Source organism: Bradyrhizobium cenepequi, assembly GCF_020329485.1.
In the GTDB taxonomy this organism is placed as follows: Bacteria; Pseudomonadota; Alphaproteobacteria; order Rhizobiales; family Xanthobacteraceae; genus Bradyrhizobium; species Bradyrhizobium cenepequi.
Genome location: NZ_JAGKJI010000056.1, coordinates 19329 through 40538, shown reverse-complemented (window position 1 = coordinate 40538; position 21210 = coordinate 19329). Strand labels below are relative to the sequence as shown.

At 57.6% G+C, this 21210-nt stretch carries 9 protein-coding genes, 6 pseudogenes and 1 riboswitch; of the genes and pseudogenes, 5 read left to right on the top strand and 10 right to left on the bottom strand.

Going from position 1 to position 21210, the window contains the following annotated elements; translation table 11 throughout:
- Positions 1 to 342 precede the first annotated feature (342 nt).
- The 4 genes from J6497_RS34655 to J6497_RS34640 all read right to left on the bottom strand — a co-directional run bounded on the left by J6497_RS34655 (position 343) and on the right by J6497_RS34640 (position 10303).
- Complete coding sequence (locus J6497_RS34655) at positions 343 to 1164, bottom strand: hypothetical protein (RefSeq protein ID WP_225708698.1); 822 nt, start codon at positions 1162 to 1164, stop codon at positions 343 to 345.
- A gap of 29 nt (positions 1165 to 1193) precedes the next feature.
- Complete coding sequence (locus J6497_RS34650; protein WP_225708697.1) at positions 1194 to 1952, bottom strand: ferritin-like domain-containing protein; 759 nt, start codon at positions 1950 to 1952, stop codon at positions 1194 to 1196.
- A 463-nt stretch (positions 1953 to 2415) separates the two neighbouring features.
- A complete protein-coding gene (locus J6497_RS34645; protein ID WP_225708696.1) occupies positions 2416 to 3843 on the bottom strand; it encodes an MATE family efflux transporter in 1428 nt (475 codons plus the stop codon).
- The gene (locus J6497_RS34640; protein ID WP_225708695.1) at positions 3836 to 10303 is read right to left on the bottom strand and encodes a non-ribosomal peptide synthetase; all 6468 of its coding nucleotides are present in this window, start codon (positions 10301 to 10303) and stop codon (positions 3836 to 3838) included. The genes J6497_RS34645 and J6497_RS34640 overlap by 8 nt, the downstream gene beginning before the upstream one ends.
- Positions 10304 to 12128: 1825 nt before the next feature.
- On the opposite strand from J6497_RS34640, the pseudogene J6497_RS34635 reads away from it, so the two are divergent.
- The 4 genes and pseudogenes from J6497_RS34635 to J6497_RS34620 form a co-directional block, all read left to right on the top strand.
- Positions 12129 to 12691: pseudogene (locus J6497_RS34635) on the top strand (transposase); the annotation flags it as partial.
- Positions 12692 to 12757: 66 nt separating this feature from the next.
- Complete coding sequence (gene speD / locus J6497_RS34630) at positions 12758 to 13150, top strand: adenosylmethionine decarboxylase (protein WP_225708694.1); 393 nt, start codon at positions 12758 to 12760, stop codon at positions 13148 to 13150.
- A 661-nt stretch (positions 13151 to 13811) separates the two neighbouring features.
- A pseudogene (locus tag J6497_RS34625) lies at positions 13812 to 15886 on the top strand (PQQ-dependent sugar dehydrogenase).
- A 10-nt stretch (positions 15887 to 15896) separates the two neighbouring features.
- Positions 15897 to 16787: pseudogene (locus J6497_RS34620) on the top strand (SMP-30/gluconolactonase/LRE family protein).
- A 1151-nt stretch (positions 16788 to 17938) separates the two neighbouring features.
- Here the strand turns inward: J6497_RS34620 and J6497_RS34615 are convergent.
- From J6497_RS34615 to J6497_RS42480, 6 genes and pseudogenes are all read right to left on the bottom strand, one after another.
- On the bottom strand, positions 17939 to 18142 hold the full coding sequence (locus J6497_RS34615) for a cold-shock protein (RefSeq protein WP_225708693.1): 204 nt from the start codon (positions 18140 to 18142) through the stop codon (positions 17939 to 17941).
- The gene (locus J6497_RS34610; protein ID WP_225708692.1) at positions 18124 to 18531 is read right to left on the bottom strand and encodes a hypothetical protein; all 408 of its coding nucleotides are present in this window, start codon (positions 18529 to 18531) and stop codon (positions 18124 to 18126) included. Before J6497_RS34610 ends, J6497_RS34615 begins: the two co-directional genes overlap by 19 nt.
- Positions 18532 to 18840: 309 nt before the next feature.
- A complete protein-coding gene (bluB, locus tag J6497_RS34605; RefSeq protein ID WP_225708691.1) occupies positions 18841 to 19473 on the bottom strand; it encodes a 5,6-dimethylbenzimidazole synthase in 633 nt (210 codons plus the stop codon).
- A gap of 130 nt (positions 19474 to 19603) precedes the next feature.
- Positions 19604 to 20034: pseudogene (locus J6497_RS34600) on the bottom strand (adenosylcobinamide-GDP ribazoletransferase).
- A gap of 83 nt (positions 20035 to 20117) precedes the next feature.
- Positions 20118 to 20256: pseudogene (locus J6497_RS34595) on the bottom strand (nucleotide-binding protein); the annotation flags it as partial.
- Between the two features lie 23 nt (positions 20257 to 20279).
- Positions 20280 to 20611 (bottom strand): annotated as a pseudogene (locus tag J6497_RS42480) (cob(I)yrinic acid a,c-diamide adenosyltransferase).
- Between J6497_RS42480 and J6497_RS42475 the strand changes: the two are divergent.
- The gene (locus tag J6497_RS42475) at positions 20610 to 20939 is read left to right on the top strand and encodes a hypothetical protein (RefSeq protein ID WP_446479934.1); all 330 of its coding nucleotides are present in this window, start codon (positions 20610 to 20612) and stop codon (positions 20937 to 20939) included. The pseudogene J6497_RS42480 and the gene J6497_RS42475 overlap by 2 nt on opposite strands.
- Before the next feature lie 18 nt (positions 20940 to 20957).
- Positions 20958 to 21175: riboswitch (cobalamin riboswitch) on the top strand.
- Positions 21176 to 21210 lie beyond the last annotated feature (35 nt).

Here is a 21210-nt window from a genome sequence, read left to right as displayed (position 1 = left end):
TCGCCAGCCCGTTCTTCCTCGGCCTTGATCACATCGTCGGCCGATGAAGACCGAGACCGCAGCCCGCGAAGCTGACCGGCCGCTACGGCACTGTTGGGGGTGCGCGTCCGGTCAGCTTCGCTCCGTCGAGCAACACCATCAAACACCAGGCGCGATCTCTTCGGCAGCCGCTTGACCACGGGCTAACGATAGTGCCAATTTGCCTTTAACGATCGGGTACTTCACCTGCGCGCGATCAGATCGGAACGCTGCGCGGCATCAGATTGGAATACCTGCGCGCGATCATTGGAATCCGCAGTCATTCCGCCGAAATTCAACCTGGACGAGTTCGACGCCTTGTTTCTATGGTGCTTCGCCGGTCCTGCTCGGGATCGGACCGATCATGCGCGAGATGTGACCGCCGTGAACGCGACAGGAAGCGAGGACATCCGGGTTGCGGTGGACGACGCACTCTACGGCTCGATCGTGGATCCGTTCATGCGGCACTTTGTGAAGACGATCGTCCACTCGTTGTCCGACGCCGAGCTGATCGATCCTAAGAATGCGGACGGTGGCACGGAAGACACGGTCTACGCGCTCTGTTTTGCTGCGCTTGCAAGTTTCCGATCTGGGACTGGCTCCGAGTGCGATCAGTTGGAAAGCCGAATTTGCCAATCTCAAGATTCTCCAAAGAACCGGGGACCCGGCTGACCGAATCTCGGCGCAACCGCTTTTCGCAAATCCTTCAGGCGACGGAGGCGGGTTCTCCTTACGGAGCTCTTCGAGCTCCATGCGCGTGTTGCTGTCGCGGTCGATCAATGCTGCGAGTATGGCTTGCTCTTTGGCAAAGCTCACTGCGTTCTCGTCAAGCATTATTTGCAGGAGCTGGGAAAGATTGCTCGCGGCGCTGACGACGTCGAGGTGAGCTCGCCACCGATCCATTTCGCGTTCGGGCAGGGTGAGATTGTAAGATAGTTCATATGGCGGACCTGCCTTAAGTCCGCTTTCCTCAAGATCAAGTTCGACCAGCAACTCGCCGATGGACTTCAGATGGCTCATTTCGCTGAAAGTTGCGCTGACCAGCCAGCCGTGACTCGTACGACTTCCGTTCGGTGAAAAAAGGTCTCCATCCGAACTCAGGAAATGCCAGAGATACCCCAGTAACAGCCGATAACGAAGGTTCAACAACTGCGCCCAAGCGCGCGGGCGTGGGGCTACGATGGGCGAAACGCCCGGCCGCGACAGTTCGGTCGTCGGGTTAGTCGGCACGCGATGAAGATAGACTTGCTTTCCTTGAACTGCTCCAGCTTCTTGTAAATGGACAAAAATCGCTGGAAGTGTGATGCGATCGGCCCGGCTTGATGGCCTTCACCCTGTTTAGCGATTTCCGCAAGCAATGCGCGCGCCTCAGCCAGGCCTTTTACGGGACGCACAAGGGGATCGAACGCAATCGCACCGTGATCCGTGCCGCCCCATTCCTTGTCATGGCCTTGAGAGTCGACTCTCGCGCCGTCGAAGTCAGAATCGACAAGTCCGCCACCAGCTCCTGCGTCAAACAATGTCAAAAGGCGTTCGAACAGAAGCCCGACGCGATTGACCTGCTGACCATGCGTTAGATCAGCCACAAGCTGCCGATCGGCCTCCGGAATCTCGCTGAGCGCCGGCATTTCAGCGGCAATGTATTTGTTGAGGGACGCCGAAAAGAGTTCCGCTAGATTGTCCGTCGTTTCGTCGACAGAAAATTGCGCGCTGAAGTAGCTCGCCGCGTATTCGTCCCAGCATGCAGCAGCAGTGCTACCGAGAACATTACGCCAAGGGTTTGAGTATCGCGTCTGCATCAAAACGTTCGGGAACGCTTCGTCGCGTGCTTTCAGGTCATGGACGTGGCTGCTCTCATGCGCGATGAGGTGAAAAAGCTCGCGATTAATCTCAGCAGCCTCGATCCCACGTACAACATTGGCATCGTAGACCATATGAGCTTTGACAACTCAGTTCCGTAGTACGGCTGGGGTCATTGCAACGCCCAGGCCGTAGGCCGCCGACGTTGGGGTGAGGGTTGCTGTTCCTCAACACCCCTGTCAACGTTTGCTAGCGCCTCTTGATAATTGTACGCGACGCACACTGCATCCAAACGTTCCAAATCCAAGCGTTCCCCGATCACATGCAGGTAGGCTTGCAGCCTCCCGGCAAATGTGTGTGCTGCTTCCCCGCTTTCGAAGCCGCTAAGCGTCATCGGGAGCGCATCGGGCACCGTGGACGGAGCCGCAGTGGTCATCGCTGCTTCTTCCATTGGCATCTGCGCATCCTGGCTATCCAGAATAAGTATTGAACCTGCCGTGTTTCACGCCCCGCATATACGCTCGTCATTCCTTGGAGCGCAACACCTCTCCGGCTATGTAGGCTCAATGCTAGGCCCCGATGATGTCCGTTGGCAGGTCAACCCGCGATCTCGATCGCTCTTGAAGTTGGGTGCCGGAGCGCTCGTCTGAGCTCAGCGAACTGGTGGAACATGACAAACAGCGCGATCACTCCGGCGCCGAGCTCAGCGATTGCCTGACTGGCCAACAGTCCGTTGAAACCCGATATGACCGGGAACAACAGTACGGCCGGTATGAAGAGATAGCCGTGCCTCGCCAAGGACACAACCAGACTAAGGCGTGCTCTCCCGAACGACTGAAGCATCGTCGTCACGAAACTCTCAATACCAAAAAGCCCAAAAAAGAAATGGAAGACGATACAGGTCGAGACGGCAATTTCCGTAACCTTCTCGCTATCGCTGAACAGCCCGACCAAGGGTCGGGCAAAAATCACAACGGCCGCAGAGTACGCAACCGAAAGGGCGACAGTCATGGAGAGTATGAACTTCGCGGCCTTCAATACGCGAGCAAAGTCGCCTGCGCCCCAACCGAAACCCAGGATAGCTTGAGAGCCTATACAAAGGCCGGTGACAGGTAGTGCGCCGATCGTCAGAAATCGCACGGCTATTCCTACGGCCGCGATGGAATCGTCGCCGAACGGCGCAGCAGCTCCGTACAAGAGCATAGAGGCAATGGCTGATAAAATACTTGTCATGGTTGCTGGCGCTCCTATGAACGCGAGCTGTCTGATGCGACTTGTTCGCAATGAGATGTTAGATATCTTGACGAGGACTATCCCGCGTCGCTTCGAAAAATACGCGATATAAAGGCTAATAGCGGCTATCTGAGATACCAGTGTTGCGAGGGCTGCGCCTCGCACACCGAGGTCTAGTAAGAAGATGAAGGCCGGATCGAGCATGCCATTCAGCATGAAGGCGGTGATCATCGTCCACATGCTGAATCGTGTGTTGCCCTCGGCTCTGACGATGAAGCCGTTAATGATGTTTAGAAGCATCAGGGTGTATCCGAACAAAAGCGTCGCCGCATAGTCGAGCGCCACGGGCATGATGGTTGGAGTTGCCCCGAGCGTCGCAAAGATCCCTCGCAGGTTGAGAAGCAGAGCAGCCGTAAACATGATACCGATCGGAGCGGCGAGCGCGAGTGCAGTACTCGCGCCTCGACTCGCCTCCAGGTACTCACCAGCACCAAGATGCCGAGATATGAACGACGCTGTTCCAACACCGATCCCCTGACCGACTGCCGTGAGCAGGACCACGACAGGCAAGGTCATGCTGACAGCTGCGATCGCCTGCGCGCCAAGTGCGCCAACAAAGATCGCGTTGACGACCTGCTGTAACGCGTTGATCGATAAACCAACAATAGACGGAATGGCGAGCCGCAGGATAAGGCTCGACAGATTAGGATCCGATAGATCGATGTGCTGTTTCTTCTTTGCCATCCCATCGCGATTGTTCTCGATGGCGAGTTCCGCATCCGGCTCATTCATGGATGAAAGTGTCGCCAGCTCTTCCGAATTCGCTGATCGTCTGCAACAGCTCCTGTTGCAACACCGTGCAAAGATTACGGGTCACCTCATAGCCGACCTGGGTTGGATCATACCTCGTTTCGATCTGTAGATGGCCGGCTTGATAACCGACATCGAACCAGAAGAGGTGACTCACGGCCGCTTCATCCATGTCTTCGCCGATCCAGAGTGGACAAGGTTCCTTGGCTAGGAGACGGCGAGGAAAATGGCGCTGCAAACCCGCTCGATAATTCACTCCTATTCTGGGTAAGGGCAGACGATCGATCCGGCTCCGCACGGCTGGATCTCGGTTTAGGAATTTCATGGCCCGAAAGCCTATTCCCCTGCGCGGCAGGGCATTGCGCTGGCGGTATATTGAACGAGCACGATCGAGACGGGGCTCCGTTCCGGTGAGACCCAAGGGAAGCGGAACGAGCTCGCTGATATGGCCGATGATCTGCGATGGATCGAGATCGTCGAACAGCCGACCTCGGGTCGAGGTAAGGCTATCAATCCAGAGCGAATAGTTGCCGAAAACGCGTCCACAGGCGCCAGATATGGCGGTAAGAAACACGTCAAAGTCCTGACAATGCGCCGATCTGGCTGCAATATTGAGGAGATCAGCTGTCGCTTCTTTGTCAATCTCCAGATGGTACTTGGCCTGATCTTCCCAAAGGGATCGGCAATTCGCTTCATCCATGCGACCTTCAAGGCGTGCATAGTGAAGCTCTCTCGCGGTCAGTTCCGAAAAGCTCGCGCCGCCCGATGACGTGTCGCTGACGTGCAAATTGAACTGATGGTAGTCAATCCTCTCCCAGTATTCGAGTTCGGCTGGCGCTTCGCTGTTCGCGTAGTGCTCAAGGCGCTTTAACCATGGAGAGAGCATTTGTATGTTCTCGGGACTACTCACAGCGTGGCCTGAGGCAAGGGCGTTGTACGCCGCATCCAATGCTTCCAGGAACAGTCGATAGCCTATCCCGTCGGCTACGAAATGATGCATCAGAACCAGCAGATAGCAATCGCCGCTTTCCGATGTGCGGAACACTGTGACGTTAACAAGAGGCGTCTGGCCGTCAAACCGAAACATATGTTGACGTCTTGCTGAGATGCTCTCGATTGCCTTACGCTGCCGTAGGCTGGTCATTCCGACAAGATGGATCTCCTCCACGAGGCGTTCGGCCACGGAAGCTCCGATCGTCAGACGTAGACCATCGTCGGTTCGGGCAATACGGAGCCTGAGGCCTTCGTGCCTATCCATGACATGGGCAAGGGCGCGCTCCAGCAGCTGGATATTCAGGACGCCGCCGGGCAGGAAGAACAGATCGCCTATGTTGTAGTGCTCATCGAAGCCGACAAGAGGGTTCCAAGATGCGATTGCGGGGATAACTGGCAATGAGCCATCTGCGGAAGGGAAGGTAGGGATTGCAACCGCCGCTCCATCTGCCGCCAATTCCCTAATGGTCGGTGTTCGATAGAGTTGGTCAACAGTAAGAGTCAGCCCGGCTTTGCGCGCCAGCGTGACGCAGCGCACGCTCAGAAGAGAGTCTCCGCCGATATCAAAGAAGCTCCGATCAATTCCGACCGACTTGGCGCCTAATAGATCCTGCCAGATCCCAGCAAGAATACGCTCCTTCCTCGTACGGGGCTCAGCAGACGGATCAGGCCCGACCTCGTGGTAACGAACGGACGACAGGCGAGCACGATCTATCTTTCCGTTCGTCGTAACGGGGATACTGTCAACCAAACGGAAGGCGGTGGGAATCATGTAGGACGGCAATGTGTGCCGCAGGTGGGTGACAATATCTCCAGAGCTTAGACGGTCGCGAGCGGGAATCACGCTGGCGATCAAGCGACGATGGTCATCCATGCCTTCTGCGACGACCGCGGCCTTTGCGATTGCCGGATGAGACTCAAGGGCCTTTTCGACCTCCTCCAGCTCAATGCGATAGCCCCGTACCTTGATCTGATTGTCCGATCGGCCACAAATCTCGAGAAGGCCTCTGGTTGAGATGCGTGCGATATCGCCGCTTCGATAAAGAACGCTGTATTGTCCGTCACCATAAGGATTCGGCACGAAACAACGGCTTGTCCGCTCCTGATCCCGCCAGTACCCAGCGCTCACGCAGCGTCCAGCGATGCAGAGTTCGCCGGTGGCTCCGACGGGGACTCTCTTCAACCGGGAATCGAGCACATAGAGTTTGACGTTATTGATCGGGCGCCCAACCGGGACGAGCGACGAGCCGTCGTCGGCATCCGATGTCTTGTAGACTGCGGCGTTGGACGCACATTCCGTAGCACCATAGAAGTTCCACAACGGCACGTCCGGGAAATACGCACGCCAGCGAACGGGGAGCGAGGAAGGCATCGGTTCGGCGCTGCTTGTGACCAACCGCAAGGCAGTCGGTCGCGGCTGCCGTTCTTGGGAAGCAATGAGGCCGGACAGGAGTGGCGGTGAGGCAAATAAGTGTGTCACGCGATGTCTCGCCAACGTGCTCAACAACAGATCTGGATCCAGCAACTGCTTTCGGGTCAGGATCAGCGCGGACACACCTCTCAGAAGCCCCCCAAAATACTCCCAAGCAGACGCAACAAGTGAGGCGGACTTCTGGACAACCATCACGTCGGTACCGTCGAAGGGAGCGCTTCGCCACATCCAGTTCAGTCGATTGAGAATTGCCGATTCCGGTATAAGGACCCCCTTCGCCTTTCCGGTTGAGGACGACGTGTATATAAGGCTTGCAATTCCCTGATCTGATGGTTTGTCGCTGCACTCAAAATCGTGCGCGGGCGCGCCGCACCATTCTAGCGTCAATAGACAAATCGACGGCATTTCAAAACCAAGGTCTGTGGTATTTGCGTGAACCAAAAGCTTTGCCTGACTATCTCGCAGGATATGTTCGATCCGATCACGCGGATAATCCGGCGATATGGGGACAACGATGGACTGCAAGGCTCGTGCCGCAAGAATAACAGCGGCCACGTCAGGCGACCGGTCGACCAGCATGGCGACCATATCGCCAGCCCCCACGTCAGAAGCCCGCAGTAACGACCTGATTGCTGTTACGCGCTCACGCAGCTGGCCAAATGTGATCTCACCGAAATCACCAAAATATGCCACCTGGCTGCGATTAGAGACGCTGATTTGCTCGAACGCTTCGACGAGCGGACATTCAGTCTCATATGGCTGCGCCGAGCCATCCAGCGAGTCCAGCATAGTGACGTCCGACGCGCTGAGGCAGCTCAGATCTTTAATGGGCGCAAGGGGCTTCTCAACGCAGGCTGCAATCAGACACCGCAGATTGTCGGCCATGCGGACAATCAGATCGCTGGAAAATATGTCCCCCGCATACGCTAGCTGGAGGGCAATTTCATCGCCCTGATCTTGTGCGTACAATGTCAGATCGAATTTTACATAGCCGGTATCGTATTCGCGGAATCTCAGATCCAACTCATGTTGGCCAGGTGGCTCCGCGGCCTCGGAGTACATGTTGAACATGACCTGGAAGATCGGTGATCGTCCCGCTTCGCGATATAGCCGGGTATCCCTTACCATCCAGCCGAACGGATATGCCGAATTTGCGATGGCATCGCTGACCAGGCCCTGGATGCGCAAGGCATGAACCGCAAAGGACTGGCCGACATCGATCGCGGTGCGGATTGGCAGCATATTCAGGAAAAAGCCAACAATGTCAGCGCTGCTAGGTTGATCCCGTACGACGTGCGGTATGCCAATGATAATATCGTCCTGACCGCTATACATTTGCAGCAGCAGCTTGAAGCATGCGAGGAGGGTTGTCGACGTGGTGCACCTATGTCGGCGCGCAAACTCCCGTACCTGATTGGAGAGCTCTCTGCCAAGCAGCACCGCATGCGAGGCGCCGCGGTGGGAATTTGTCTGCGGCCGCGCTCGTCCCGTTCCAAGCGAAAGCACCGGCGGATCATCACCAATCTGACGGCGCCAATAGCTACGTTGGTTCGCCAGCGCCTCTGGAGAAGCGTGTTGTTTTTCCCAGACCGCGTAGGTCGAGAGTGAGGCGCGGTTCTCTGGCAAAAACGCCGCGGCATCTACGTACGTTTGTCGAAGGTCCCTGAGCAGAACGGAGATCGACCAGGCATCGATAATAATTTCGTGAGCGGTGATCAGTATGAGATGGTTGTCAGGACCAAAACGAATCATGCGCGCGCGAAACAGATGGCCTTGTCTGAGATCAAAGCTGCCGTTCAACTCTGTTCGGCGTAACTCTGCGATCAGCTCCTCAGCTTCCTGCGCCGTGAGATGAGATGCATCAGCCAATTCAAGACGTGCGCATTGCGGAGCCTCAAAAAGCTGAACCGGACCGTCCTCGTCGATGAAGCGTGCCGAAAGTGCCTGATGGAAATGAACGACATCGGTCCAGGCGCGATTGAACGCGGCCAGATCGATGATGCCTCTTATTCGTAGGCCGCCTTGAATGATGTAGTTCCTAGCAGACGGATCGAGCTGGGAGAGAAACCATAGGTGCTCCTGAACTCGCGTCAGAGGCGATCGCGTGAGCTTTCCGTACGTCGGGGCTGTGCACGGTTTGAATTCGAATCGGGTCGAGATCGAAGCCCCAAGAGATCGTATCGTTCCATTCAGGACCAGCCTGAAATCCGTTCTCACTCCGAGCTGGGTCTGCAATTGGCCCAATATGAGCATTGCCCGGAGCGAGTCTCCGCCGAGGTTTATGAACTGGTCATTCACGCCAATGTTCTCAATACGCAGAACGCCGGACCAAATTTGACACAGCTGGGCTTCGAGCTCTGTTCGCGGCCCCTCGAATGGCGTCGGTAATGGAGGGCGAACACTGGTCGGGTCCGGCAATGCTCCAAAATCGACCTTTCCGTTTCTGGTCCGTGGAATACCGGCGACGTGGATGATCCTTTCTGGGAGCATGTAGGTGGGAAGCGCTTCGGCAAGAAAGTTCTGAAGCTCGCCTTCCGTCACTTCAGCCGGAGCTGACACATACGCGATGAGTCGTCTCGATCCAGTTTCCCCCTCGGCACTGGTTATGTCTCTCGCCATAAGCTTTACGCCTGCGCAGACGGAGGCGACCGCGACGGCGCCACGTACCAAATGATGAGCGGAGAGGCGGGCCTCGATTTCTCCCAGCTCAATTCTGTGCCCACGGATTTTGACCTGACGGTCCCGTCGACCGAGACATTCCAAAAGGCCATCGGAACGAATGCGCCCGAGATCACCTGTCCTGTATAGGCGCCGGAACGAGGGGTCGTTCGAGAACGGGTTTGGCCCAAAGGCATCCTTGGTGCGGACATCGTCATTGACGTAACCAGCAGCGACACCAACGCCGCCAACACAGATTTCACCGACCTCTCCCGTGTTGCATAGCCGCGATCCGTCGGCGACATAAACCTCAAGGTTAGAAATCGGCCTGCCGATCGGCACATAAGTGTCAGCCACCGCAGGCGGTACGGAAACCAGATTATGCGTAACGCCGTCCGCGCACTCGGTCGGCCCGTAGTGGTTGAGAATGGGGACCCGCGGATATAAGGCAAGCCACGCGCGCGCCAGTCCGGGTGTTAGAGGTTCTCCAACCGTAGAAATAATCCGCAGACTGTCCAGAGCTCGCTCAGCCGCCGCAAGCGACTGCAGATATTCAACAAATATTGCAAGCATAGACGGAACGAATTGAACAACCGACACGCCGTATCCTTGAATTGCTTTGAGAAGGGATACTGGCGATTTCAGTGTCGCATCATCAATGATCGCGATACAGCCTCCGACGCAAAGCCCTGCCAGAAGCTGCCACAGCGAGATGTCAAAGCAGTGCGATGCGGTCTGCGCGATGCAATCCGTCTGAGTGAGGGGTAGGGCATCAATCTTTGCCGCCAAATGATTGTTTAGGGCTGCGCGCGCGATCATTGCGCCCTTAGGCTGGCCCGTCGAACCAGACGTAAACAGAATGTAGGCGAGTCCATCCGCGCTCGATGATGGCACGAAAGACGAAGTCTGGCCCTCACGGAGCGCCGCCTCTATCGGCATGAATTGCGTGGTGCCTTTGCTGCTCGCCTGGAACAGGCTGGGCGAATCCTGCTGGTCCGGGCCAATAATCAGAGCGCAGCGACTCTGCTCAATCATGAACGATGTACGCGAAGCCGGTAACGATGGATCGAGCGGTAGGTACGTTGATCCGGCCTTCAAAATTGCGACGACCGCCGTCCCCCAGTCGAGGTCCCGCTCACCCCAATAGCCGACGACCGCACCCTGAGCGCCATGCTCTCGTAATCTCCTTGCGAGGGCATCCGATCTTAATCGCAGCGCCTTGTAGGTGAGTTCGTCTGCGCCGCACCTCAGCGCAATCCTCTCCGGATCCGATCTTGCAAGGCGATCGATCGCCGTGATCGCGTCGATCGGTTGACGTTCCACAAACTGAGTTTTGCCGGATAGATTTCCGGTAGGCATACGCGTCCCCTCATTCATCGCCTTCTGGGGCCCTTAACGCAGAACACCGATGATCCTGATTGAGGGTGTGCATTGCGTAGCCACCCTGGTGTCTGCCGGTCATAGTGTGCCGTTTTGCCCGTTTCTTAGCTTCCCATCCTTTGCGTTCACTACTGTTTCCTCGATGATCGGTAGGGGACCACGGCGCACGCTAGGGCCTCAAGTTGGCGTTGGCATCTACCGGATCTTGTAGTAGACGAGCGATAGTCTGCATGGTACCCGCAACCAACGCGCCCAGAGACTCGTTCCGGCTTGTGATTTCTTGCGTTTGTAGGCGCCTGGACTATGGTTTGGTGCTCTCCTCATGAAAGCGGACTTGGCGCTCGCCGGGCTGCAGATGCCTGCGGCGCCCAAGCGGCGACATCGATTGTGCAAGGACCAACACAGACGCGTGTTACCGTTTCCACGAGGCCGGCGTTGTTTGCATAGCCGCTGAAGGGCAATCGTTAAGCGCTCAAACGTTTTGACGCTCTTGGCTATAACGAGATAGCTATGGGCAGCGTAACGTGTCGTGGGCATGCAAAATCATCCACCGCGAGGTCCTTGGTCTGCTGATGTTCGCAGTCGTCCGCCTTGGTGCACACGAAAACGCGCTCAGAAGCGTTTGGTGTGGACGCGCAGGCAACGTCCAGTCTACCCGAAAGGGCGTACCTATACGGCTTTCCGAACCGGAATTGAGTGTAGCCTCCACGAGATGCATGCTCGGCAAATCATTTTCGCGCGCGTCAAAGAAGCTTCCGTCTCACCGCCTAGAGCAGAACCGATACGAATAATGTTGCGGCAAAGCCGCTTAGCACTACGGCGAAACCGGAGCCGGACTGTTATTACCGCGCGGGTATTCGTGGTTAGGTGGAAGACGCTGATGACGAGCCTTTCCTGCGTGTGCTGCGTTGCGTGACTGATCGCTCGTGACGATTTTTCCCATGAGCCGGAGTTCGATAACGCGCGGCGTAACCGGTGCGATCCCTGTGCGGGTAGACGGGCCCAGCGTCCAGGCCGGCTCCGCTCGTCGGTAATGTCCATTGGCTTTCACCGTTTCGCATGAGCCTCGATAGGTGAGATCGAAATTCTGTCCAGGCCAACAAAAGTCTCCGTACTGCTGCAGCGGGAAAGGCGGCTTTCTGCTGCGCAGCATACTGTCGGACGCGCTACAGCGTGATTGTCAGCTTCAAGACCACTGTCCACAACTTGACGCATGCACCGGGTACGAAGTAGCTGGAGACCCCTCAATTTCCAAGCGGCACGCTGCTTGCTTCATTCGCAGTGCGATCACCGATGCCAGCTCGAAGGCGCTCGGTTGTGGATCGGGAGAGCGCCGCGGAGTGTTTGATGCGATCTGGAGTTCGTTTTTGGGGAGCGACAACGATTGCGCTGGTTGCAAGCGGTGCAGCCAATTCGGCGGACCTTGAGCCAGCAATACAACTGCCACCAGCCCTGTGGAGCTGGTCCGGAGGATATATAGGCGGGCACGTCGGCGGTGGTTACGGCCAAAAATCCTTCAGTAGTCCCTACGGTCCGTCAGCCTACAGCGGCGTCGTCGATAGTCCTGTGTTCCTGGCAAGCGGCCGGATCGGCTACAACTGGCAGAAGAATAGCTGGCTGTGTGGCCTCAAACTCGATGCCAGCGGTGTTGTCTCGAACGGCACAAATACCTACCCCGCCGCCTGCGGCACAGTACTGAACGCAAACGGGGCCGGTCGCCTCGGTTACGCTTTTGGCGGGCAAGGCCACACGCTGGCCTACCTCAAGGGAGGCGTGGCTTGGCAAAACAATCGAGGCGACGTCATCAATAACAACGAGTTTGGCCAATGTGGGCGGCGGCACGCTCGACTTTTACAAGGCGCTCGACGAGGTCTTTCCCGGCACACGCCACCAGCGATGATGGGTGCACAAGACCGTGAACGTCCTGGACAAGGTCCCACTCTCGGTGCAGGCCACCATGAAGAAAGATTTGCGCGAGGTCTATTGGGCGCGACCCGAGCATCCGCAGAAGGGGCGATCAACGTCTTCCGAGAAGTATTGCGCCAAGTACGGCCGGGTCGTCGAATGCTTGGTCAAGGATCGCGACGCACTGCTGGCCTTCTACGATTTCATTGCCGATCATTGGATCACTTGCGCACCACGGATCCCATCGAGAGCGTGTTCGCCACCGGGCGACGCAGAACCGTGCGGACGAAGGGCTCCTTGTCGCCAATCACCGTCAGGCCGATGGTGTTCAACCTGCTGATCGCCGCATCAAGGACCTGGCGGCGGCCCAAAGGCACAAATCAGTTGCCCAAGGTCATCGCAGTTGTCGGATTCAACGGCGGCATTGAGGTCATGCAAGTGCCGGCAAACCACGCCGTCTGATCACCTCGCCACCTAAATCCCGAATGGCTCATCTTATTGGGCCGATAATTCAATGGAGATTGCTTAATGATTATCGATAACGAGAAGGAAGCCTCACCGGCTCTGTCCACCGGTGCGACGCATATGCTCATCGACCTATGGGGAGCGAAGAACCTCGACGATCCGGCAGTTGCGGAAGAGGCAATCCGAAAAGCCATCCGTGCGGCGAGTGCGACATTACTGCACCTTCAGGTTCATGAGTTTGGTCCGGGTCACGGTGTCTCCGCAATAGCCTTGTTGGCTGAATCGCACATTACCTTACACACTTGGCCTGAGAGGTCCTACGCTGCCGCCGATGTTTTCGTATGTGGCGACAGCAATCCTGCGAGCGCCGTGCCAGTTCTAGTTGAGGCCTTTCAGCCCGAACGGTCTGACGTTCGCAGCTTCCGGAGAGGTGTGTCAATCAAGCCAACCCGTTGAAGCAGATGGTCGATCTCCTTGGAATAGCCGGTCATATTTCCGACCGCCCGGCTGAGGGTATCGAGCTCACTGCCGCAATCGAAAAACATCTTGGGCTAACCTCTAGCCGAAATGGACCCCGGTTTTGGGACCACGTGCTTAGTTGGAAGGGGCTGCTCCGTTTGATAGACGGAGCGCATGATGACGACGAAGACGAGACGCAAGATCGACGCGGCACTGAAGGCAAGGATCGCGCTGGAAGCCGTATCGAAATAGAGTTCCTACCGATCGGCCCGACACCGGCGATGCGATCGTGGTGCGCGAAGACCCGTTGTTCGGTCACAGGTTTGGGCGGCTACGCATCGACCTCGGATTCGATCGCAAGGTCACCGACGTCGGTCGACCGATAAAATCTTCCCAGAAGCGCGCGTTGGGATCGCGCGCAAAAGGTCAGCCGCATCGAATACCGAGAGCCAAGCCAAGGAGCTCAGGTATTGACGCGACTCAAGATGCTCATGTTGACCGCTTCGCTATCGGGGCTGGCCTTGTTCATTGCCTTGGGGGATTGTGAGGTCAGTCTGCAAGAGAATTGCTCAATGAAGGCTTTTCTCGATCCCTTGCGGTGGCCTCGATCTTTTTTGCGCCGAGATCGTCACCCTAGCCGCGCAGTTCGGAGACATTTATGACGAAGGTAGATACCGTCTTGTCTTTCCATCGCTGGAGGATTCGGACGACTCTAGCGATTGCGGCCGCATTCTGCAGTTCGCTGGCTTGGTCGGCTGAGCCGGCAAGAAGGAGCGGCTACGCAATCGGTTCGGAGCAATGCGGCAGCCGAGGGCTGTCTTTTCCCAGGCTGAAGATCGACATGAAGAAGGGGTTTTGTGCGGGACTGGTCCTGAGTGAAGAGGACGGGCTGAGGTTTCCGCGTTCCATCGTGCAAATCCCGGGTCACGAGCAATTCGTTATTTCCGACATGGGAGGGTGGAATCGCTCGGATGGCCGGATGCTGCTGCTCGACCCGCGCGCGGCGGAAGGCAGGCGGATCAACGAAGTTGTCACCGACCTAGAGTATCCGTTCGGTCTTGCGATCGGCCCCGACAAGAAAGTCTATGCTTCAACGGCCGAGACGATCTTTCGTTTTGATCCGCTCGCGGCTGACCCGAAGAGCACGATTGAGACGATCATTCACGGCCTTCCGGGCCGCCGGATCGCGCTTCCCGACGGGACCAAAGTCGCGGAGAGCAGCCATTCGCTCAAGCATTTCATCTTTGACAAAACGGGGCGCATATTCGTCAATGTCGGATCGCACAGCGACGACTGCATCACGAAGCCTCCGATCACCAAGCCGTGCCCGGCCGGCGAGGGCTCATCGCCTCTTGCTTCGATCTGGATGTTCACGCCGCCGTCGGGGGGCGTCTTCCCCGCTCTCAGGCCCAACGATCCCAATCCGCCGCGCGAGATTTACGCGCGGGGCCTCCGCAACTCGATGGCGCTCGCCGTCCACCCCCGCTTCCCCGACGCGGGCTATGCCTTCCTACAAGGCGAGAACGCGAGAGACTTGCCGGACATCTTCAAACCCAACGAGGAGTCAATGTGATCGAGAAGGGAAAGCACTACGGCTGGCCGTATTGCTACGACCTTTCGACGCCAAGTCCCGAATTCAAGATCGTGCTGCAGGCGGGGCCCTATAAGGATCTCTGCAACAACGCGGCGGTCTACAAGCCGCCGCACACGCTGCTGCCGCCGCACGGCGCGCCACTCGGTATACTGTACTACCATGGCAGCAAGTTTCCGGAGCTTGAGGGGAAGCTTCTCGTCGGACTGCACGGCTACCGTCCGACGGGAAGCCGTCTTCTCATCTGCAATGTTGACGGCTACGGCTTGCCGAAAGTCAGCCCGCCGCCCGTGCGCTATCAGGTGAGCTGCGGCGCGGAGCCAAGCCGCGCCTTTCAGACCGACGCGGGGAACGCCGCGGCCGCTGCCTATGAGGAGCTGATATCCGGCTGGTACAGGGTGAACGGCGCGCGGCCGCAAGGCGCGCCCGTTGGCATGACCGTCGCGGCCGATGGCGCGATCTGGATCGTCGAGGACAAGAACAAGTCTGTCATCCGCATCGACCGGGCCTCGGGCGATCCGCCTGATTCGCTGCCATGCGGCATGCGGACGTCGCAACAGATTGATGAGCTAGCGGACTTCGTCGCGAACGATCCCAAGAACCGGACGCGGCTCACCGCGATCCGGACGGGGCTCATCGAGAAGCATTGTGTTGGATGCCATTCGGATTTTGGCCTGAAGCAGGGACAGCCGGACGCAGAGAAAGATCAAACCGTGCTGCGCTTCATGCTGACGCAGGACGGATGGATTTATCCGGGCGACCCGGACTCCCGCAAACTACGCACCCGGCTGCGCGGATTTGGCACGGAGAAGCTGATGCCGCCGGGCGGTGAGAAGCTGCCGCAGACGGAGCCGGGCTATGCCCGGGTTTTGGACCTTGCCGATTATCTGGCCGGCACGATGGTTCCCGGAACAAGAATGAGGATCAAGCCCGGCACCGTTCAGAGGACATTTTTCAGCAAGACCGATAAGGAATGCGGCGAAATTCCGACAACAAAGGTCGTCGTGGTGACACAAAAGAACGCCGTAGCTAAACCCGGCTTCAGCCGGTTCTATCGGCCTGCCGATATTTTCCTCAACGGCGAGTGTACCGATGCAGACGGCTACTACATCAGGCAGGAGCTTCTGGTGCCTTTGCTGTAGCGCAATTCTGATGCTGGCCGCGGCGACATCTACGCCGGCCGAAGAGAAGCTGTTCGAAAGCGTCCAGGTCACGCCGGTGGGCGAATACACGTTCGGCATCGAAGGGCCCGCCGTTGATCTCGACGGCAATCTCTTCGTCGTCAATCTCGGCAGGCAGGGCACGATCGGAAAGCTTGCGCCCGGAAGTGCGGCTTCCGGGAAGTTCATCGATCTTCCTAAAGGTAGCGTCGGCAATTCGATTCGCTTCGCCCGCGACGGGACGATGTTCATCGCGGACTACAAGAACCACAACATCTTCGTGATGAAGAAGGGCAGCATGAAACCCGAGGTCTGGTTTCGTTCCGACCTCATGAACCAACCCAACGACATTACCATCACGCGCGACGGCACAGTCTACGCGAGCGATCCGAATTGGAAGGGTCGCAGCGGCCAGATTTGGCGGATCGCGAAGACAGCAGAAGGATCCGTCCAGGGCTAGGTCATGACCGCGCCGCGCGCCCTGGGGACAACGAACGGCATCGATCTGAGTCCCGATGAAAACACTCTCTATGTCGGGGAATCAGGCAGTGGCCAAATATGGGCGTATGACATTCGCGGCAACGAACTCGCCAATCCAAAACTCGTCAAGACATTCGAGCGCGACACGATCGATGGGGTGCGTACAGACATTGCCGGCAAACTTCTGATTGCCCGTATCCTGAAAGGATCAATTGCCGTCTTAACGCCTGACGGGACCGTGCAGAGAGAAATCATACTCAAGGGCAAAGAGCCTTCAAACCTCGCCTTCGGCGGCAATGACGGCAGGACTGTCTTCGTCACGCAGCGGCACGGCGGCTACATCGAATCTTTCCGCACAGATCGAGAGGGTCGCGAGCATTGCCTCCAGAGGCCCGATTGCTAGGCTTGGAATTGCTTACGCGGTGGTGTTCTTTCATGCCAGACTGGCAATCGTGAGGTTGGCGTGTCGCGTGACGGAAATGGGCGTGACCAACCGCCATTGCCGTTGGGAATGGATGCACCACGACGATCTTGTCAGCATCTTCTCACTCCACTGGAATTAGAGCGGGTTCCGACAGGTTGAATCGTTTGGGATTCCCAAATCAGGCTGGTTCTGATTCAAGCTGCCTGCTGGCGAAGGAGGCCGGCGGGTATGGCAACATCTCTTTCGGTCGATCTTCGTAGGCGTGTGGTCGCCGCCGTTGAGGGCGGCATTGCGCTGCCTTGAATCCGGTAGGCGCGAACCGCACGAAGCGACGCTGACGGTCTTGATGAATGAACTGGCGGCGGCGGGAATCGTGTTCACTGAAAAGGGCGTCGAGTTTCGGAAGTGGCCGCCGAAAGCGTAAGTGCCGACCGGAATCAAACGTTTTCTTTGGACGGCGAGTAAGGGATCCTAAGCTGCGAGCTATCACGTACAAAAACGCCAAAACGACTCTACCAGGGCCGAGGACGAAGAAAGCGGACAAGCCGGTCGCTGAAGGCGAAGAAGGGAGTGTAACCCAAGCGGGCGTAACCCGCAAAAAGCAAAATGACTCAGAGCGATTTCCGCTCTGAGTCATTTGCCGTGACGAGCTTACATCCGGCTTCGTCACGCACGATTCATGAACTCTAGGGCGCTAATAACGGCGAAATTTTGGAGTTGCCTACATTGCCATTCTCGATGATCGTGTTAGAAACCCGTTTCGCAAAAAGCTAGGAACGACAATGGCGAAGCAGGCAAAAAAGATTGCTCCTCGCGAGTATACAAGGGCCGATGTCAAAGAACTACGCGCGCATTCCAAGGCGAAGACGCCCATAGCTAAGATCGTAAAGCAAACCAAGCGCACCGAAGGCTCGTTGCGCCAGAAGGCGCGAAGGCTAGGTATCCGATTAGGTCATCGTCGATAGGTTAGCGGGTCGCGTCGACACCGTTTCCGCGACAGGAGTCGCGGGTTGTGTGTGGGTCATGAATTGCCTTTGAAATAAAAAGGGTCGCCAAGGCGACGGCCCTTCTTACCGAGTTACTTCGATGAGTCCCAGCCGTAGATGTTGCCCGCCCATGAGCTGAATGAATCAGCCTATTCGTAGGTTTTCCGCTGACTCTTTGCCTCGGCTTGTGACGACATCAAAGCTAACCTTGGCGCCTTCGGCGAGGGAGGTGAAACCTGCCTTTTCGACTGCCGAAATATGAACGAAGACGTCCCTGCCGCCAGCATCCGGCTGAATGAATCCATACCCCTTAGTTGAATTGAACCACTTTACCGTCCCCATCGCCACTGTAACTTCTCCATGTTAAAAACAAAAGTAGAACCAAAAATTCGTACAAAAGTGAGGCCAGCTGAGGCAATGCGCTTGACGCTAGCGGATCTGCCTCGGTTGCAGCCCCCGATTACTTCCGGCCGTCTCATTCCTAGGCGCCAACAAAAATCTCTTTTTCTCGCCTGCTCGTTCCAGAGGTTTTGCTTTTCGTCGTCGCTGTAGAATCGATACACAAAATAGCTGTACGAGCCGTATTCGTCGGTCTCGCCGCTGTTCAGCCACGCGCTCTCGATTGCTTCCAACGCGTCTAGCGTGATCGGCCGTAACATGTCGCGCCGCCAGAACATGGAGTCAGGATAGCCGTGCTCATTCCACAACGCCTCTAGCTCGTCGTCAGGGCGGAACATAAAGAGTCCTTGCGTTCTTCACCATCGAGCCATGCGCGAGCTTCGGGAGTCAAACCAGACTTGCTGTTAGTTCGCTTCTTCATTGCCTCGCCTCCTCCTAAATGCTAGTTTTCGTTGATGCCCGCCGCGCGCTATCTCGCAACGCCAAAGATCATCCAGAAACGTTTTGCGAGCGGCTTTTGCGTCAATGTCACGCGCCATGTACCTGAAAGCCTGCTACTCCCGAGTAGCGCCCGCCGCACGACGCACGACGTTCCCTGATCAATCCCTGAAATCTCTCGTCTTGGCCGATCGCTGCGGCGCAACGGGTTAGCGTCGAGTCGTACATTCCTTCGACGCTCGCCGATATTCCCAGTTCGCGCGTTCAAGTTCGGGTCGATCAAAGTCGATCTGGGGATAGCCAACGCAGAGATAGCCGATGAATTTCCAGGACTCCGGCACTTCAAGGATCTCGTTGATGCGGGCTGGGTTCAGGATCGACACCCAGCCAAGCCCGAGGCCTTCGGCGCGCGCGGCAAGCCACATCGAGCAGATGGCCGCAACGACGGAATATTCGACCGTTTCCGGCATCGTTGCTCGCCCGAGGCCATAGCCCATATCGCTGGCCTTTTCGGCGAACACGGCCAGGTGACCCGGCGCCTCTTCGAGGCCGGCGAGCTTGAGCATCGCATACTGCGCCGCGCGTTCGCCTGAATAGGATCGCAACGCATCGGCGTTGCACGCCTTGAAATCCTCGATCGCGTCGCGGCGCCTCGCTTTGTCCTCGACGATGACGAATCGCCAGGGTTGGCTCAGGCCGACCGACGGGGAGAGACAGGCGATTTCGATAAGCCGCTCCATCGTGCCGCTCGGGAGCGGATCGGCACGAAAGCGCCGCACGTCGCGGCGCCATACGAACAGCTCACGCAGTTGCCGGCGAAAGGATTCGTCGAAGGAAACCATCGGGACTCACGGTGCTGGATGAAATAGTGATGCGGCGATCAGCAGCATGACGATTTCGCCGATCTGTACGAAGGCGCCCAATATATCACCCGTTTGCCCCCGATTTGTCGTGTGGCAAGCCACGCCATCATCACCCGGCCAGAGAAAGCAGGATTGGGACAAGCACCGCATTGCCCGGTCCGAGACCTGAAGCGAGGCAGAGCGCCGCGAAGCCAAGAGCGATGAGAGCACTTTGCGATGGCGGTCGTCCGGCCTGGGCCGAAAGCCCATCCGATCTCGACGGCGGGACCGGCCGCATGAACGCCGGTACGCCCGCGCGCGCTGCTGCATGCGCGAGGAGGAGGGTGATCGCGACCTGTCGCGGCTCGGCAATGGTCGCCAGCGCGCTCCACCGTAAGGCGAGCAATGTCACGAGCGCGCACACGCCGTAAGTCCCAATGCGGCTGTCGCGCATGATCTCGAGCTTCCGGCCCGGCTTCCACCGAGCCCGTCGGCGGTATCGGCAAGGCCGTCCTCGTGTATGGCGCCGGTGACAAAAACCGTGGCCGCCAACGCAAGCATGGCGGCCGGGCCAGGCATCAATTCCAACCAGCGCGCAATCGAATATGCTCGATCTCGCCAAGCACATCGTGAACCAGAAGTCCGGCCGCATTGTTCGACATGTTCTGCGGCTTGAACGGAAGCACCCGATAGCCGCGGCGGGTCGCCGCCCGCAAGGCCGGCGACAATGAGCGACTTGCCCACGTCGGAGCCCGCCCCCTGGATCATCAATGCGCGTGCCATGGAATCGGATTCTTGGTTGCTTCTCAGAATTCGACGCTGGGCTGAGCCTTGATGCCGGATCGGAAGGGATGCTTCACCAGCGTCGTCTCGGTGACGAGGTCGGCGCGTCGATCAATTCTTGCTTGGCATTGCGCCCAGTGAGGACGATATGCGTCCTCGGCGGCTTTGAATTCTTCAGGAATTCAACGACTTCTCCGATCTCGAGATAGTCGTAGCGAAGCGCAATGTTGATCTCGTCGAGAATGACCATACGCAGGGCTTGATCGGCGATAAGTCGCTTGGCCTTCTCCCGTGCGGCGCGGGCGGCCGCGATGTCGCGGGCGGTCCTGTGTTTCCCAGCCTTCACCCTTCGCATGGAACTGGCACAGTTCGCCAAAATGTCCGGTCAGGCGACGCTCGCCGGTGTCCCATGCCCCTTGATCAATTGCACGACGGCGCAGGGAAAGCCATGCGCGACGCACCGCATGATCATGCCGAAAGCCGACGAGGATTTCCCCTTGCCCGCGCCGGTATGGACGATGATGAGCCCCTTCTCGCCGCTCATGGCGGCCATCATCCGGTCACGCGCAACTTTTGCTTCGCTTTTTGGTCGCATGGCGGGCATCCAGCCAGGTTTCGGAGATCACGGTTTCGTCCTCAGCGGCATCAGATTTGCCCGTCATCTGAACGTTCCTTTGGCTTGACAAGTTGCGCGCTTGGGCAAATGGTGGGGTGGTGTTGGTTCCTGTCCTACGACAGGCGAAGAGGGAATGCGATAGGGCTCTAGGCCTCGAAGCTTGAGCCTGATACGCAGCCGCCCCCGCGACCGTGACCGGAGAGATCTCCAAGAGCCACTGACCCGTTAGGGGTTGGGAAGGTGGAGATCGAAGGGAAAACCTGCTCCGCAAGCCGGGAGACCTGCCAACGCAGAGATTTGAGACCGGCGGACGGGGTGCTCCGCGACGGCTACGAACC

What these genes read in the sequence shown, in the direction of transcription:
- J6497_RS34650 (WP_225708697.1), bottom strand. Translation starts at nt 1,952, where the DNA reads ATGGTCTACGATGCCAATGTTGTACGTGGGATCGAGGCTGCTGAGATT.
- J6497_RS34645 (WP_225708696.1), bottom strand. Translation starts at nt 3,843, where the DNA reads ATGAATGAGCCGGATGCGGAACTCGCCATCGAGAACAATCGCGATGGG.
- J6497_RS34640 (WP_225708695.1), bottom strand. Translation starts at nt 10,303, where the DNA reads ATGCCTACCGGAAATCTATCCGGCAAAACTCAGTTTGTGGAACGTCAA.
- speD (WP_225708694.1), top strand. Translation starts at nt 12,758, where the DNA reads ATGATTATCGATAACGAGAAGGAAGCCTCACCGGCTCTGTCCACCGGT.
- J6497_RS34610 (WP_225708692.1), bottom strand. Translation starts at nt 18,531, where the DNA reads ATGTTCCGCCCTGACGACGAGCTAGAGGCGTTGTGGAATGAGCACGGC.
- bluB (WP_225708691.1), bottom strand. Translation starts at nt 19,473, where the DNA reads ATGGTTTCCTTCGACGAATCCTTTCGCCGGCAACTGCGTGAGCTGTTC.
- J6497_RS42475 (WP_446479934.1), top strand. Translation starts at nt 20,610, where the DNA reads ATGGAACTGGCACAGTTCGCCAAAATGTCCGGTCAGGCGACGCTCGCC.